This is a genomic window from Limnobacter sp. SAORIC-690 (assembly GCF_002954425.1).
Lineage (GTDB): Bacteria > Pseudomonadota > Gammaproteobacteria > Burkholderiales > Burkholderiaceae_B > Limnobacter > Limnobacter profundi.
On the sequence record NZ_MQVZ01000001.1, the window covers coordinates 2,731,914 to 2,745,748 of the forward strand.

General features: G+C 51.5%; 15 protein-coding genes. 2 read left to right on the forward strand and 13 right to left on the reverse strand.

Annotated features, from left to right (window positions below; translation table 11 throughout):
* The first annotated feature begins 57 nt into the window (after positions 1-57).
* Positions 58-507, forward strand: a complete 450-nt coding sequence (gene smpB / locus BSZ31_RS13055) for an SsrA-binding protein SmpB (RefSeq protein WP_105029104.1) — start codon at positions 58-60, stop codon at positions 505-507.
* 15 nt (positions 508-522) lie between these two features.
* On the opposite strand, the gene BSZ31_RS13060 is transcribed toward smpB, so the two are convergent.
* From BSZ31_RS13060 to ppsA, 5 genes are all read right to left on the reverse strand, one after another.
* On the reverse strand, positions 523-1,290 hold the full coding sequence (locus tag BSZ31_RS13060; RefSeq protein ID WP_105029105.1) for a hypothetical protein: 768 nt from the start codon (positions 1,288-1,290) through the stop codon (positions 523-525).
* Entirely contained in the window at positions 1,287-1,646 is a 360-nt protein-coding gene (locus BSZ31_RS13065; protein ID WP_105029106.1) for a hypothetical protein, read from the reverse strand. The genes BSZ31_RS13060 and BSZ31_RS13065 overlap by 4 nt, the downstream gene beginning before the upstream one ends.
* Before the next feature lie 88 nt (positions 1,647-1,734).
* A complete protein-coding gene (locus BSZ31_RS13070) occupies positions 1,735-2,640 on the reverse strand; it encodes an SPFH domain-containing protein (RefSeq protein ID WP_105029107.1) in 906 nt (301 codons plus the stop codon).
* Positions 2,641-2,686: 46 nt separating this feature from the next.
* The gene (locus BSZ31_RS13075; RefSeq protein ID WP_105029108.1) at positions 2,687-3,109 is read right to left on the reverse strand and encodes an NfeD family protein; all 423 of its coding nucleotides are present in this window, start codon (positions 3,107-3,109) and stop codon (positions 2,687-2,689) included.
* Between the two features lie 15 nt (positions 3,110-3,124).
* Entirely contained in the window at positions 3,125-5,533 is a 2,409-nt protein-coding gene (gene ppsA / locus BSZ31_RS13080; RefSeq protein WP_105029109.1) for a phosphoenolpyruvate synthase, read from the reverse strand.
* 136 nt (positions 5,534-5,669) lie between these two features.
* On the opposite strand from ppsA, the gene BSZ31_RS13085 reads away from it, so the two are divergent.
* Entirely contained in the window at positions 5,670-6,506 is an 837-nt protein-coding gene (locus BSZ31_RS13085) for a pyruvate, water dikinase regulatory protein (protein ID WP_171099090.1), read from the forward strand.
* Positions 6,507-6,529: 23 nt separating this feature from the next.
* Here BSZ31_RS13085 and BSZ31_RS13090 read toward each other — a convergent pair whose 3' ends face one another.
* From BSZ31_RS13090 to BSZ31_RS13125, 8 genes are read right to left on the reverse strand one after another with little or no spacing between them, the layout of a single operon-like run.
* Complete coding sequence (locus tag BSZ31_RS13090) at positions 6,530-8,209, reverse strand: cryptochrome/deoxyribodipyrimidine photo-lyase family protein (protein WP_206018608.1); 1,680 nt, start codon at positions 8,207-8,209, stop codon at positions 6,530-6,532.
* A 47-nt stretch (positions 8,210-8,256) separates the two neighbouring features.
* Entirely contained in the window at positions 8,257-9,078 is an 822-nt protein-coding gene (locus tag BSZ31_RS13095; protein ID WP_105029110.1) for an RNA methyltransferase, read from the reverse strand.
* Positions 9,079-9,086: 8 nt separating this feature from the next.
* On the reverse strand, positions 9,087-9,743 hold the full coding sequence (locus tag BSZ31_RS13100; RefSeq protein WP_105029111.1) for a ribonuclease HII: 657 nt from the start codon (positions 9,741-9,743) through the stop codon (positions 9,087-9,089).
* Positions 9,736-10,905 carry a lipid-A-disaccharide synthase gene (lpxB, locus tag BSZ31_RS13105; protein WP_105029112.1) on the reverse strand — a complete coding sequence of 390 codons (1,170 nt, stop codon included), beginning with the start codon at positions 10,903-10,905 and terminating at the stop codon, positions 9,736-9,738. Before lpxB ends, BSZ31_RS13100 begins: the two co-directional genes overlap by 8 nt.
* Positions 10,906-10,908: 3 nt before the next feature.
* Positions 10,909-11,697, reverse strand: a complete 789-nt coding sequence (gene lpxA / locus BSZ31_RS13110) for an acyl-ACP--UDP-N-acetylglucosamine O-acyltransferase (protein ID WP_105029113.1) — start codon at positions 11,695-11,697, stop codon at positions 10,909-10,911.
* Between the two features lie 13 nt (positions 11,698-11,710).
* Positions 11,711-12,160 carry a 3-hydroxyacyl-ACP dehydratase FabZ gene (fabZ, locus tag BSZ31_RS13115; protein WP_232222716.1) on the reverse strand — a complete coding sequence of 150 codons (450 nt, stop codon included), beginning with the start codon at positions 12,158-12,160 and terminating at the stop codon, positions 11,711-11,713.
* Positions 12,161-12,215: 55 nt separating this feature from the next.
* The gene (gene lpxD / locus BSZ31_RS13120; protein ID WP_105029114.1) at positions 12,216-13,298 is read right to left on the reverse strand and encodes a UDP-3-O-(3-hydroxymyristoyl)glucosamine N-acyltransferase; all 1,083 of its coding nucleotides are present in this window, start codon (positions 13,296-13,298) and stop codon (positions 12,216-12,218) included.
* A 9-nt stretch (positions 13,299-13,307) separates the two neighbouring features.
* Entirely contained in the window at positions 13,308-13,829 is a 522-nt protein-coding gene (locus BSZ31_RS13125; protein WP_105029115.1) for an OmpH family outer membrane protein, read from the reverse strand.
* Positions 13,830-13,835: the final 6 nt, after the last annotated feature.

Consider the following 13,835-nt stretch of genomic DNA (forward strand, 5'->3'; position numbering starts at 1 on the left):
CTCTATTTTAGCGTTTTTCACGCTACGCCGCACCCAAAGGACGTTTTCACCGAATTCATGAGCATTATTGACAACAAAAAAGCAGGTTTTGATTACTTCATTGAAGAGAAGTACGAGGCGGGTATTGTGTTGGAAGGCTGGGAAGTCAAATCCATTCGCGATGGCCGTGTTCAAATCAAGGAAAGCCACATCGTGGTTCGCAACGGCGAACTGTGGCTGCTGAACTGCCATATTTCGCCACTGACCAGTGCATCTACCCATGTCAACCCGGTGAACACCCGCACACGCAAGTTGTTGATGCACAAAAAAGAAATTAACCGCTTGATTGGTAAAGTAGAACAAAAAGGTTATTCACTGGTGCCGCTGAACCTGCATTTCAAAAATGGCCGGGTGAAAGTAGACATGGCCCTTGCCAAGGGTAAAAAGCAGCATGACAAACGGGATACCCTGAAGGACAAGGACTGGAAGCGAGAGCAGGAACGGTTGATGAAGATTCACCGTACCTGAGAGATTCAGCGCTGTTCACATCAGACTTCTTCTGAATTTTTCAATCGCAGACAAGGCTGGTTTATTCGGTTCGTTCGATCGGCTTGCCTTGATTTTATCAATCGCCTTAAGACCAATGTTTACAGTTTGATTCGCCATATCCCGAAGTTTTCTTTCCACAAGTTTGGGATTTGCAAGCATGGTCGAGTTCAGGTAAAACCTGCCCGGCTCCCTCTCTGGTGAACTTGCTTGAAAACGTTGGGTGTTCGGCGGCTCAACAGGCTTATGAGTTTTCACCATTGATTCATCGGCATTTTCCAGGCGGCTTGGTTGGGTAGCCTGTATTGGACAGGGCTGGCTGCTCTCGAGGAACCTTTGATACGCAAGAAGCGTAACCCCAGTGCAAAAAGAACCATACAGAAATGTATTTTTGGCTGCACATTTGTGTTCGTCAAGCAAGAAAATTACTTGGGTGTTCCCACCTGACAAATTGGTTTCATTCATGATTTCTTGCAAGCCAATGTCGGCAACCAAGCCATATAGACAATTCGGCTGATCAAGAATCTTATTACACCCATTGTTGAACGCTCGGGTTTCCAATATCGCGACGTGGTTATTTTTGATCCACCTTGCAATTTCTTGGCCTTCGTTTTTGCAAAAGCGAAGTAATTCGTGAACCGACGCATCGGTAATGGCAAGCGTTGCGAAGCTGGAGAATAGCGATTCCAGCCGCAGTTCTCGGTGTAGTTGCAAAAGCGTTCCGCTGTCAGGAATCAGCACAACATGCATCGCCTGTTTTTTCATGTTTCACTGCCGCTGGAGAGTGTTTTAAGGGCCTCGACCATGCGGCTAATTTCGTGTTCTGATACGGTGGGTTTTGGCAGCTTCGCCACTGCCAAAAGCCTGTTCAACTCAGCGGGGGAGCGAATTGAAAGGGCTTTCATGGCGTCATTCGCTGAGCGGACGCCGATTGAAAACTCTGCCAGGATCGTAAAATTCTGATTGCCCAAGGCTTCAGATTGCTCGAAAGAATCCAAAAAGGCCTGAAGTTGTTGGCTAACCACTGTGTTGAGTGGAGCTCCAATTTTCGCGGCTACCACCCTGGCGCGTTTGATTAAAAGCTTGTCCAGGGTAAGGCTTAGGCTGGCGGTGTCTTTCATGTGCACTTGAAGGGTTTATCAATGGGATTGTTACCTGTTTCTGTGTCCAACAAAGCCCATCAGGTTCCGCCAACTGCCAAGACTTATCTTATTTGCCCTGCTTCACCACCTGCATCGCTGCCGCTACCATGGAACCCATGTTGGACAGGTCCCCAGGCAATATCAGGGTATTGCCAGCCTTGGCAACGCCTGAAAATGCTTCAATGTATTGTTCGGCCACTTTCAGGTTCACTGCCTCCATTCCTCCTGGCTCAGCCACCGCTGCGGCTACTTTTCGCAAGGCGTCGGCGGTGGCTTCGGCAATTTCCCTGATTGCACCGGCTTCACCCTGGGCGCGGTTGATGGCGGCAATCCGGTCACCCTCGGAGCGGGCAATTGCAGATTCCCGTTCACCATTGGCAATGTTGATCTGCTCTTGTTTGCGCCCCTCTGACGCAGCAATCAGGGCGCGCTTTTCCCGTTCGGCTGTAATTTGCGCCTGCATTGAAAGTAAAATCTCACGAGGTGGAGTCAAGTCTTTAATTTCATAACGAAGAACTTTCACGCCCCAGTTCAGGGCTGCCTCATCCAATGCGTTCACAATGGCGGCGTTGATCATGTCGCGCTCTTCAAAAGTTTTGTCGAGCTCCATGCGGCCAATAATCGATCGCAAGGTGGTTTGTGCCAGTTGGGTAATGGCGCTGATGTAGTCGCTTGAGCCGTAGCTGGCCCGCATCGCGTCAGTTACCTGAAAATACAAAATGCCATCAACCTGAAGCTGGGTGTTGTCCTTGGTAATACACACCTGGCTGGGTACATCCAAGGGAATTTCTTTCAGAGAGTGCTTGTACGAAACCCTCTCAATGAAGGGCACAAGAAAATTCAAGCCAGCCTGCAAGGTGCGGTCGTATTTCCCCAAACGCTCTACCACCCATGCACTTTGCTGCGGCACTATGCGCAGCGCCTGGCTGACAAACACAATCGCAAGAATCAATATGACAATTGAAACTTCCATGAATTTTCTCCTTTGATTGGCTAACCTTGGAACAAGGCCACGCCGATTATGCGTGTGTCGATACGCTTTTGACTTTCAGGACATTGCCCTGCACATCGACAATTTGATGCAGGCCCGTTACAGGCGTACTGTCGGTGCTCTCCGCTGCCCAAGTGGCGCCACGGTATTGCACATTGGCGCGCCCACCCGCATTCCAGCTTGGAATTTCAAGTTTGTTGCCAATGTCGAGCAGATCGTGTTGTTTGTCTGTCTTGCTTCGGTTGACCGAACGGTTGCGAAGAAGAAGGCTGCCAGCCACTGCAAACACGGCAGCTGCGCCAATTTGAGTTTCAAGACCGTAACCGAGGTAGGCCATCAATGCACCGATGGCCGCCCCCAGGGACACCATGAGCAGGTAAAACGTACCCGTGGTCATTTCGGCAATCAACAAGATACCCGCCAATACCAACCACAGTGACAAATTGCTCAATGGTGTGACTCCTTTTTACTTTTTGTTGAATCTGTCGGCCAGTTTCTGCCAGGTGTCAATCACCGTGTCAGGATTCAGCGAAATGGATTCAATTCCTTCACCAGCCAGCCACAAGGCAAAGTCGGGGTGGTCTGAAGGCCCTTGCCCGCAAATTCCCACGTATTTTCCTTTGGCTTTACAGGCCTCAATGGCTTTGCTCAACAAGGCACGCACGGCAGGGTCGCGTTCGTCGAAATCAGCGGCCAAAATATCCAGCCCGGAATCCCGGTCCAGGCCCAAGGTAAGCTGGGTCAGGTCGTTGGAGCCAATCGAGAAGCCATCAAAGTACTCCAGGAACTGATCTGCCAACACGGCATTGGAAGGCACTTCGCACATCATCACCACTTTCAGGCCATTTTCGCCACGCTTTAAACCGTTGCGGCCCAGCAGGTCAACTACCTTGGCTGCCTGGTTCAATGTGCGTACAAACGGAATCATGATCTGAACGTTGTCCAAGCCCATTTGCTCGCGAACACGTTTCAAGGCCAAACATTCCATCTCGAAACACTCCGCAAACTCCTCGGAGATGTATCGGGCCGCGCCGCGGAAACCGAGCATCGGGTTTTCTTCTTCGGGTTCGTAGCGGCTGCCACCGATCAGCTTGCGGTATTCATTGGACTTGAAATCGGACATGCGAACAATAACCGGCTTTGGGTAGAAAGCAGCCGCGATTGTAGCCACTCCCTCAGCCAATTTGTCCACAAAAAATGCGACCGGGCTTGCATGGCCACGCGCCACACTTTCCACGGCTTTCTTCAAATCGGCATCCACGTTCGGATAATCAAGAATGGCTTTCGGGTGAATGCCGATTGCATTGTTGATAATGAATTCCAGGCGTGCCAAGCCAACGCCCTTGTTGGGCAATTGGCAAAACTCAAAGGCCAATTGAGGGTTGCCCACGTTCATCATGATTTTCACGGGAATTTCAGGCAAGGCGCCGCGCTTGACTTCGCTGACTTCTGTTTCCAGCAAGCCATCATAGATGTAGCCTGTGTCGCCTTCCGAACAGCTTACTGTAACCAGCATGCCTTCTTTCAGTTTTTCAGTGGCATCGCCACAACCCACCACAGCGGGAATGCCCAGTTCGCGGGCAATGATCGCGGCGTGGCAAGTACGGCCACCGCGGTTGGTGACAATGGCTGCTGCCCGCTTCATCACCGGTTCCCAATTGGGGTCGGTCATGTCGGTCACCAAGATATCGCCGGCCTGTACACGGTCCATTTCAGAGGAATCATTGATTACCCGCACTGAGCCCGCACCAATCTTCTGGCCGATGGCGCGGCCTGAACTCAGAATCGCCGAATTGCCCTTAAGCTTGTAACGCAACTGCACGTCGTTGTCTTTTTGCGAGTTCACGGTTTCGGGGCGGGCTTGCAAAATATACAGCTTGCCATCAATACCGTCTTTGCCCCACTCAATGTCCATAGGGCGGCCATAATGCTTCTCGATAATCATGGCGTACTTTGCCAGTTCGATCACATCCTCGTCATTCAATGAATATCGGTTGCGCTGCTCGGCGGGTACATCGACGGTGCGCACGCTTTTCCCGCTTTCCTTCAGCGCATCAAATTCCATCTTGATCAATTTGGATCCAATTTGACGGCGAATGATGGGGTACTTTCCCGCAGCCAATGTGGGCTTGAATACGTAGAACTCATCGGGGTTCACTGCGCCTTGCACTACGGTTTCACCCAATCCGTAGCTGGAAGTGATGAACACCACTTGATCAAATCCACTTTCAGTGTCCATGGTAAACATGACACCAGAGGCCGCTTTGTCAGAGCGAACCATACGCTGCACGCCCGCGCTCAAAGCCACGTCCGCGTGCGCAAATCCCTTGTGTACTCGGTAAGAAATGGCGCGATCGTTGTACAGCGATGCGAACACTTCCTTGATTTTCTCAAGCACATCGTCAATGCCGCTCACGTTCAGAAAAGATTCTTGCTGCCCTGCAAAGGAAGCGTCTGGCAAGTCTTCTGCGGTGGCTGAGGAGCGAACCGCCACTGAAATATCGCCACCACTTTGGGCCATCATGGTGGTGTAAGAATCGCGAATTTCTTTTTCCAGATCGGCAGGCAGTGGCGCATCAATTACCCACTGGCGAATTTCGGCACCGGCTTGGGTCAGTGCGCGAACATCGTCCACATTCAGGGCATCGAGCTTGGCGTTGATACGCTCAACCAGATTGTTGGCTTTCAGGAATTCACGGAAGGCATGGGCTGTGGTGGCAAAGCCGCCAGGCACTCGCACACCAGTCTCGGCCAATTGGGAGATCATTTCACCCAAAGACGAGTTTTTACCACCGACAGTTTCTACATCTTCCATTCGAAGCTTCTCGAATGGCGCAACAAGAGCTGTTGGGCTAACTCCTTGATTTGTTGACATTGATTCACCTTGTAGTTCAAAAGAAATAGTGAATGCGGCGATTTGGGTGCACGCGCATCGACTATTTCCCCTGATTTCTTTTTATGATTGTAACTGTAACCCGACCTTTTGCCACCGATACACACAGGATTGATTCATGTCAGAAAATGTAAGCCAGGAACGCACCGTGGTTTTTGTGTCAGACGGCACAGGTATTACGGCGGAAACCCTCGGCCACTCGGTGTTGTCCCAATTTGAAGGCATACGTTTCAAACAAATTCGTATCCCCTTTATTGATTCAGAAGTGAAGGCAATTTCAGCTCGACAAAAGATCAATGACATTGCGAAATACGATGGCCAGAAACCGATTGTGTTCAGCACCCTGGTGAACACTGTCATCAACGACGTCGTGAAGCAGGCCGATGGTGTGTTCATGGATTTGTTCCTCACCTTTGTGGAACCCTTGGAAAAAGAACTGGACATCAAAAGCACACATCGCATTGGCAGGTCGCACACCATTGCGGACAACGAGCAGTACAAAAACCGCATTGAAGCGATTAACTACACACTGGCGCATGACGATGGTCAAACTCACAAAGACCTACAGGCAGCCGATGTCATTTTGGTGGGTGTTTCCCGGTCTGGTAAAACACCGACCAGCCTGTACCTGGCCATGCAATATGGCATCAAGGCCGCCAACTACCCCTTGATTCCAGAGGACTTCGAGCGTGGGGAATTGCCCGCGGCCCTACCCCCGTTCAAGGACAAGATTTTTGGACTTTCAATATCACCAGAACGCTTGAGCGAAATACGCAACGAACGCCGCCCGGGCAGCAAATACGCCTCACTTGAAAATTGCAGGCAAGAGATCAAGGCTGCAGAGTTCATGATGCGCCGAGAGGGAATCAGTTGGCTTAGCTCGACCAGCAAATCCATTGAAGAAATTTCAACTACGATACTGCAGCAATTGAATTTGGGTTCTCCAATTTACTAAGTTTGCACCTTCAACACGCTGGTTCAAAACAAACTTTGCTGTGTATCGGTCTCGATGATTGACTCGTCGGATCGTTTCTTCTGGCTGCGCCGTTTCGGGGTGACACTGCCATTGCGGTTGGGGTTTCTGGAGCCGTGTTTTTCATACACACGATTTGATTCTTCAACAAAACCCTTGCGGTGCCTGAACTCTGTAATGTTGGAACGTGCTTTTGAAATGGCTGTGTCAGGGTCAACTACCGGCCAAGGGTAATCCACCCCAATCATGCATCCGCACTCTTGCTGAATGAGTTGAGGTGTATTCCAGGGCTCCCCTATCCATGGATCGGGGATGTTTTTCAGCTCTGGTATCCAGCGCCTGATGAACACCCCATTGGGATCGTGATCTTTGGCTTGTTTCACCGGGTTGTAAATGCGCAAGGTGTTGATGCCTGTGACGCCCGACTGCATTTGAAATTGCGGGTAGTGAATGCCAGGCTCGTAGTCGAGAAATTCACGCGCCAACATGGGCGCCGTGTGTCGCCAATCCAGCCAGAGTTGGTAAGACGCAAATGCCACAAGCATGGCACGCATGCGGAAGTTAACCCAACCCGTGGCGCGCAACATTCGCATGCAGGCATCTACCATTGGAAAACCGGTACGCCCTTCTATCCACGCCAGTGCTTTTTGATTTTCCTCCGGGCTAAGCTCGGCGAAATTGCGCATGGCATTCAACCCACGGTGAGCTGATCGAAATTCAAGCTCGGGTTCGCTTTCCAGTTTTTGAATGAAGTGGCAATGCCAATGCAAACGGCTCTCGAACGACTTCAGGGATTGCTTCCACTGTGTTTGTGCTTTGGGTGGTAAATCGCTTTCTGCCAGTTGCTGACGCGCCTGGCCCAACACCTCCAGCACTTCCCGAATGGAAATTACACCAAAAACAAGGTAAGGCGACAGGCGTGAGCAGGCTGATTCAGCGCTCAATGGGCTGGACATTTCAAAGCGGTAATTCATGCCGCGTTCGCTCAAAAACTCACTCAAACAGCGTTGTGCCTGTTGCCTGCCACCCCGCTGACGCAGGGTTTTGTCCGTTAAATGTTTGGGGTAAAAATGTACATACTGAGCCCATTGCGGCCAAAGTGAACAGTTCAATTGCACACAGGGCAAACCATTGGCTTCTAGTTGCTGCTGCAAGTTCTGCGGGAAATCAAACCAAGTGGTCTGAGGTAATTCTGAAAACTCTGGCGCAGGAAGTACTGGTTTGCGCATGGTTTCAAGCCAAAGCTTGCCCCATTCATCGCGATTTTCAAGTTTGCGCACCACCGCATTGTTGGGGAATTCAAACCAGGGCACGGCATGGTTTGCACACAAGGCTTTCACTTCCTTGTCACGCGCAAAGCTGGCCCAGTTGCCAGTTTCCTCGTGGCTGTAAATGCTGAGTTGTTGGCAACACAAGGCCATTGTTTGCAAGGCAACTGGCGCATTGGCTTTGGCCAATAGCAAGGGCACATGCTCGGGCAATTGCTCCGCCAATTCCTGTAAACATTCACGGGCAAATTCAAAATGCTGGGGGGCACTGTCGGGCTGCTTGATCAGTTTGGGTTCAAGGCAGTACAAGGCCGCCACGCAACCTTTGCTTTCCCTGGCGGCTGCAATTGCCGCATGCCAGGGAGCATGGTCGCTAAGGCGCAGGTCTTTTTTCAACCAAACAAGGTGCAGGTGCATGCAGCGAAATCCAGATACCACTGTTTAAGTGTACAGTGTATTTGATTTTACCGCCTTTGCCTGAATTGTTCAAATAAACACACTGCGCTGCTGCTGCCTACATTCAGGCTTTCAATGGTTTTGCTTTGCGGAATTCGAATGTGTTCACTGGCGCGGTCCAGCCAGGCTTGGCTTACGCCTTGTCCTTCGCTGCCGAATACCCACACACCCGCAGTTTTTAAATTGGCGTTGAACAGGTCAACGCTTTTGGGATGCAGGCTGGTCACGCGCACCGGTATTTTTGATTTAGCCGATGAAAGCGCTTTCAGCAAGTCTTCTTCAGCGTACAGCTGCAAGCCAAACTGAGCGCCCATACCTGCACGCAGCACCTTGTCACTCCACACCCAGGCGCTGTGGTCGCTCAATGCCACTTGCTGAACCCCAGCCGCTGCACAATTGCGCAACAGGGTGCCCACATTGCCTGGATCTTGGATGCCGTCCAGTAAGACAATATCCTGGTTTAAATCAATGGCTGCGCTGGCATTCACCGGTTTGAAAAAGATCATCGGCCCGGTGGGAGTGCTCAGTTTGCTGAGTTTTGAATAAAGTGCGTCGCTAAGCACCAGACAGCGCACCTCACCGTTCTCAAGCACATCGCTCAGGGCCGACATGGTCAACCATTCAGGCTTGTTCAACAAACTTTGAGGAATCCAGACCGATTCAATGTGCACACCTGGCAGGTGCAGCAGGGTTTCTGCAAGGTGCAAACCCTCGGCTGCAGCCAGGCCGCTGTTGCGCAACCCATGGTTGGAGGAAAGCAGTTTGACGGCAGCTTTCAGCCGTTCATTTTGGGCCGATTCAATTTGCGTAAAATGGCGTTCGTAACTCATGATCGCCTCTAGAACGATGGGTTCTGTTGTGCTCGTTCCAGTGCCTCACGCACTGGACGGAACGATTTTCTATGTACTTGTGTAGCCCCATGTTCCCGCAGCAAAGCCATGTGGCGTGCGGTGGGGTAGCCCATATGCACGTCCAGTTCATACTGTGGGTATTGCAGCGCATGGGTTTTACACCATTCGTCGCGAGCCACTTTGGCCAAAATTGAGGCAGCTGAAATTGCAGGAATTTTGGTGTCGCCTTTCACCACAGCAAGCGCTTGGTATGGCCATTTTGGCAATTTGTTGCCATCCACCACGATCAAGCATTGCTCCGGTTTCAGGCCGGTTTGTGCAAGCACCGAGTCAACGGCTCGCCACATGGCCAGCAAACTGGCTTGGAGTATATTCAAGCGATCAATTTCTTCAACAGTGGCGTGGGCCACTGCGCATGCTTTGGCATGTTCGTGAATTGAGCTTGCGAGCGTGTCTCGCTTCTTGGCAGTGAGTGTTTTGGAGCAGGCCAATCCATCAATGGTATTGGGCTGATTCAGCAAGGCCGCACCAGCCACCACTGGGCCGCACAGTGGGCCTCTCCCCGCTTCATCCACGCCAATCACCTGCAAGCCGAGCTGTGCAGCGTGTGCCTGAATTTCTGACCACTCTTGAAGCCTAGCCATTCATCACCTGCTGAATAACGCGGCTGGCAATTTCTCCAGAAGGTTTTAACAAGCGTTGGTGCTGTTCTGCAAACACTGTTTGAAGCCGGTCCCGATTGGCATCATTATCAAGTTGAAACAGTGCTTTTTGCGCGAGCGCAGCCGGTGTTGCATCGTCTTGCAGTAGTTCGGGCACCGCAAATTCATTCAGCAAAATATTGGGCAATCCCACATAAGGCTGGTAGCCCTTGCCTTTCATCATTTGGTAGCTTAGCCAAGGCATTTTGTAGGCAATCACCATGGGTTTGCGGTACATCATCGCCTCGAGTGTGGCGGTGCCGCTGGCCAACATCACTGCATCGGCTGAAGCCATGCATTCATGAGACTTGCCCTCGATCAATGCCCAGCGATCCAGTAGTTGTGCCGGAATCATGGTTCTGAACATGTCGAGTAATTTGCTGGCCGGTGGCATGGGTGTTACAAAACGCAACTCTGGTTTTTGCTTGAGTAATTCAACGCAGGCTTGAACAAATGCAGGGCCAATGTGTTTGACCTCGGCACCACGGCTGCCGGGCAATACGGCCAGCAATTGCCCTTCGCGTTGCAAGCCCAGGCCGGCACGGTAGGCCATGGGGTCGATTGTTTCGGGTACCAGTGCAGCCATGGGGTGGCCAATGTAGGTGGCTGAAATCCCTTCTTTGGCTAAAATTTCAGGCTCGAATGGAAAAATGCACAATACATGGCTGCAGGCAGCTTTTATCTTGTGAATGCGCTCCATTCGCCAAGCCCAAATCGATGGGCACACCACATGGACCGTGGGCACGCCACTTTCACGCAGGGCGAGCTCAAGGTTCAAATTGAAATCGGGGGCGTCTACACCCACAAACACTTTGGGTCGATTGTTGATTGACCAGTGTTGAATAAGATTTTTGCGCATCTTCAGCAAGCGTGGCAAATGGCGCAACACCTCGACATAACCACGCACCGACAACTCTTCCGAGCCATGCAAGGGCTTCACACCCAAATCGCGAAGCTTGGGGCCCGCAATGCCCTCCATGGCCAGCGTTTGGGTTTGTATCAGATGTTCAATGGCCAAGGCGCCTATCCAGTCACCTGAGGCCTCGCCTACGGCAATCGCCAGGTCCACAGGCTGAGTGCTGTAAGGTGTACGGGGGTACGCCATGGCTTAACGAATGATGCCGCGAGTGGCTTCGTCAAGAAACACTTTCATGTGGACAAGGTGTGGCTTTGCATCGTCGGGTGCGGCAGTGGCCAAGGAATCAATTGCCTCTTTGGCTTCTGCGATACTCAGTCCTTGGCGGTAAATTGCCTTGTAGGCCCGTTTGATATTCAGAATCGCATCGGGTGAAAACCCCCGACGCTTCAAACCCTCCGAGTTTATTCCGGCCGGTGCTGCCGGGTAACCCGCTGCCATCACGAAGGGGGGAACGTCTTGCATCAGCTTGGTTTGAAATGCAGTCATGGCATGGTCGCCCACGCGAATGAATTGATGCACGCCGCTCATACCGCCAAGAATAACCCAGTCCCCAATAATGACGTGGCCGGCCAGCTGCACGCTGTTGGCGATAATGGTGTTGCTGCCAATGTGACAGTCGTGCGCAACGTGCACATACGCCATAATCCAGTTGTCGTTGGCCATGGTGGTTTTGCCACCGTCTTGCACAGTGCCAGTGTTGAAGGTGCAGTATTCCCGAACGGTGTTGCGGTCGCCGATGATCAGTTCAGTGGGTTCACCTTTGTATTTTTTGTCCTGCGGATCGCCGCCAATGGTGGCCGAGCCATGAAATACATTGTCTTGGCCAATGGTGGTGTGCCCGGCAATGACCATGTGCGGGCCAATTTTTGTGCGGGCACCAATTTTTACATGGGGACCAATGACTGAAAATGGTCCAACTTCAACCGTGCTGTCCAGTTCGGCCTTGGGGTCGACTATTGCTGACGCATGTATGGGCATTTGAAAGTGTTCCTTAAACTTCGCGGGCCGTGCACATCAAATCAGCAAGCGCGACCACATTGCCATCCACCAGCGCTTTCGCAGCGTACTTCCAGATACCGCGCGAAACACGCTCCACCTGAACATCCAGCATCAAAACATCACCAGGCACCACGGGGCGCTTGAAACGACAATTGTCGATACCCACGAAGTAATACACCAAGTTCTTGTCGGGCGCGGCTTCCATGGATTTAAACGACAGCAGCCCTGCAGCTTGCGCCAAGGCTTCCATGATCAACACACCAGGCATGACTGGGTGAATCGGGAAATGTCCCGGGAAAAAAGGTTCGTTGTAGCTGACATTTTTCTGGGCCAGAATTCGAACGTTGGGCTCGAGTTCAAGCACTCGATCAACGAGCACAAAAGGGTATCGGTGCGGCAAATTTTCCAAAATGCCTTTGATGTCCATAACTGGCGTATTCATAGCTTCTGAGTTCACACTTTTAAATTTGGGTTTATTGTTATTTCAGCTTGTTTTGTTAAAGCTTGTTTTTCAGCTCACGCACTTCACCGCGCAACTTGAGCAATTGTTTGAGAGTAACCGCAGTTTTCTCCCAATCCTTGTGTTCTTGCAAGGGAAAAATTCCGGTGTAGGCGCCCGGCTCCTTAATGCTGCTCATCACGACTGACGCTCCAGATACATGCGTGCCATCTGGAATGTTGAGATGACCAAACACCATGGCCGCGCCACCCACCGTGCAGCGAGCACCTATGCTGGTACTGCCTGCAACACCTACGCAGCCGGCCATCGCGGAGTGTTCGCCCACAGTGACATTGTGAGCGATCTGGATTTGATTATCCAGTTTTACGCCAAAACCAATCAGGGTGTCGTCTAGCGCACCCCGGTCTATGGTGGTGTTGGCACCAATTTCCACATGGTCTGCAATCAGTACACGACCCACCTGCGGTATTTTGACCCAGGCTCCCTTTTCATTGGCAAAGCCAAAACCGTCTGCACCGATCACCACACCAGCATGCACAATGCAATGCGAGCCAATCGTGCATTCGTCGTATACGGTCACGTTTGGATAAATGCGAGTATGTGCACCCACTTCAACCTGGTTGCCCAGCACCACGCCAGCTTCAATTCGACTGCCCTCGCCCACTTTGGTGTGGGCGCCAATTACGCAATTGGCTGCAATCATCGCGCTGGGAGCGATTGTGGCGGTTGGATCTACAACAGCACGCGGATGAATGCCCGGCGCGGGTTTGAACTCGCTGTGAGCCACCCACCATTGTTGCAATTTGGCGTAGTACAGGTAAGGGTCACTGACCACCCATGCGACTGAGGTGGGCACGGGCACTGCGCTGTCTTTGAGGAACTGGCAAAGCGACTCGAATTGGGATTCACGGACAAGAATTACACCCGCTTTTGTTGAGAGCAGTTGGTCGCGAAACTTGGGATTGGCAATAAAGCCGAGATGTTTGATCCCGGCTTTTTCCAGCGGTTGAATTCCGGCCAGAGGAATGTCATCAGACACTGCCGGGTCACCACCAAACGAAGCCAGTCGACCGCCAAACTGCTCAAGCAGTGTGCTGAGCTTCGTTTCAATGAAATTCATTGATGTGGTTTACTTCGCGTTGTCCAAGCTGCTGAGAACTTGGTCAGTAATGTCAATGCGCTTGTTGGCATACACGGCTTCCTGGAAAATGATGTCGTAATTTTCCTTTTCCGCAATTTGACGGATCACGCGGTTCGCGCGCTCTACCAACTCACCCACCACCTGGTTTTTACGCTGAGCCAAGTCCTCTTCAAACTCGCGACGCTTGCGTTGGAAATCACGGTCCATTTCAGCCAGATCACGTTGACGGCGAACCTTCTCTGCTTCTGGCAAGGTGATGGCGTCTTTGTCCAGTTTGGTGGCCTCTGCTTTCACTTTGGTAGCAAGGTCTTCCAGTTCTTTCTGGCGCTTTGAAAAATCACGTTCCAGTTTCTTTTGGGACTCCACTGCAAATTTGGAATCGCGCAAAATTCGTTCTGTGTTCACAAATCCAATCTTGGTCGCTGCTTGGGCGTGAGACATGGTTGGCAGTACAACCGCCAAGGACAAAGCACTGCCAATCAACAATTTTTTCACACTATTCAAAACCATTCTCCA

What these genes read in the sequence shown, in the direction of transcription:
- BSZ31_RS13100 (WP_105029111.1), bottom strand. Translation starts at nt 9,743, where the DNA reads ATGGCTAGGCTTCAAGAGTGGTCAGAAATTCAGGCACACGCTGCACAG.
- smpB (WP_105029104.1), top strand. Translation starts at nt 58, where the DNA reads ATGAGCATTATTGACAACAAAAAAGCAGGTTTTGATTACTTCATTGAA.
- BSZ31_RS13065 (WP_105029106.1), bottom strand. Translation starts at nt 1,646, where the DNA reads ATGAAAGACACCGCCAGCCTAAGCCTTACCCTGGACAAGCTTTTAATC.
- BSZ31_RS13095 (WP_105029110.1), bottom strand. Translation starts at nt 9,078, where the DNA reads ATGAGTTACGAACGCCATTTTACGCAAATTGAATCGGCCCAAAATGAA.
- BSZ31_RS13060 (WP_105029105.1), bottom strand. Translation starts at nt 1,290, where the DNA reads ATGAAAAAACAGGCGATGCATGTTGTGCTGATTCCTGACAGCGGAACG.
- BSZ31_RS13090 (WP_206018608.1), bottom strand. Translation starts at nt 8,209, where the DNA reads ATGCACCTGCACCTTGTTTGGTTGAAAAAAGACCTGCGCCTTAGCGAC.
- fabZ (WP_232222716.1), bottom strand. Translation starts at nt 12,160, where the DNA reads ATGAATACGCCAGTTATGGACATCAAAGGCATTTTGGAAAATTTGCCG.
- BSZ31_RS13125 (WP_105029115.1), bottom strand. Translation starts at nt 13,829, where the DNA reads ATGGTTTTGAATAGTGTGAAAAAATTGTTGATTGGCAGTGCTTTGTCC.
- lpxD (WP_105029114.1), bottom strand. Translation starts at nt 13,298, where the DNA reads ATGAATTTCATTGAAACGAAGCTCAGCACACTGCTTGAGCAGTTTGGC.
- BSZ31_RS13085 (WP_171099090.1), top strand. Translation starts at nt 5,670, where the DNA reads ATGTCAGAAAATGTAAGCCAGGAACGCACCGTGGTTTTTGTGTCAGAC.
- lpxA (WP_105029113.1), bottom strand. Translation starts at nt 11,697, where the DNA reads ATGCCCATACATGCGTCAGCAATAGTCGACCCCAAGGCCGAACTGGAC.
- ppsA (WP_105029109.1), bottom strand. Translation starts at nt 5,533, where the DNA reads ATGTCAACAAATCAAGGAGTTAGCCCAACAGCTCTTGTTGCGCCATTC.
- BSZ31_RS13070 (WP_105029107.1), bottom strand. Translation starts at nt 2,640, where the DNA reads ATGGAAGTTTCAATTGTCATATTGATTCTTGCGATTGTGTTTGTCAGC.
- lpxB (WP_105029112.1), bottom strand. Translation starts at nt 10,905, where the DNA reads ATGGCGTACCCCCGTACACCTTACAGCACTCAGCCTGTGGACCTGGCG.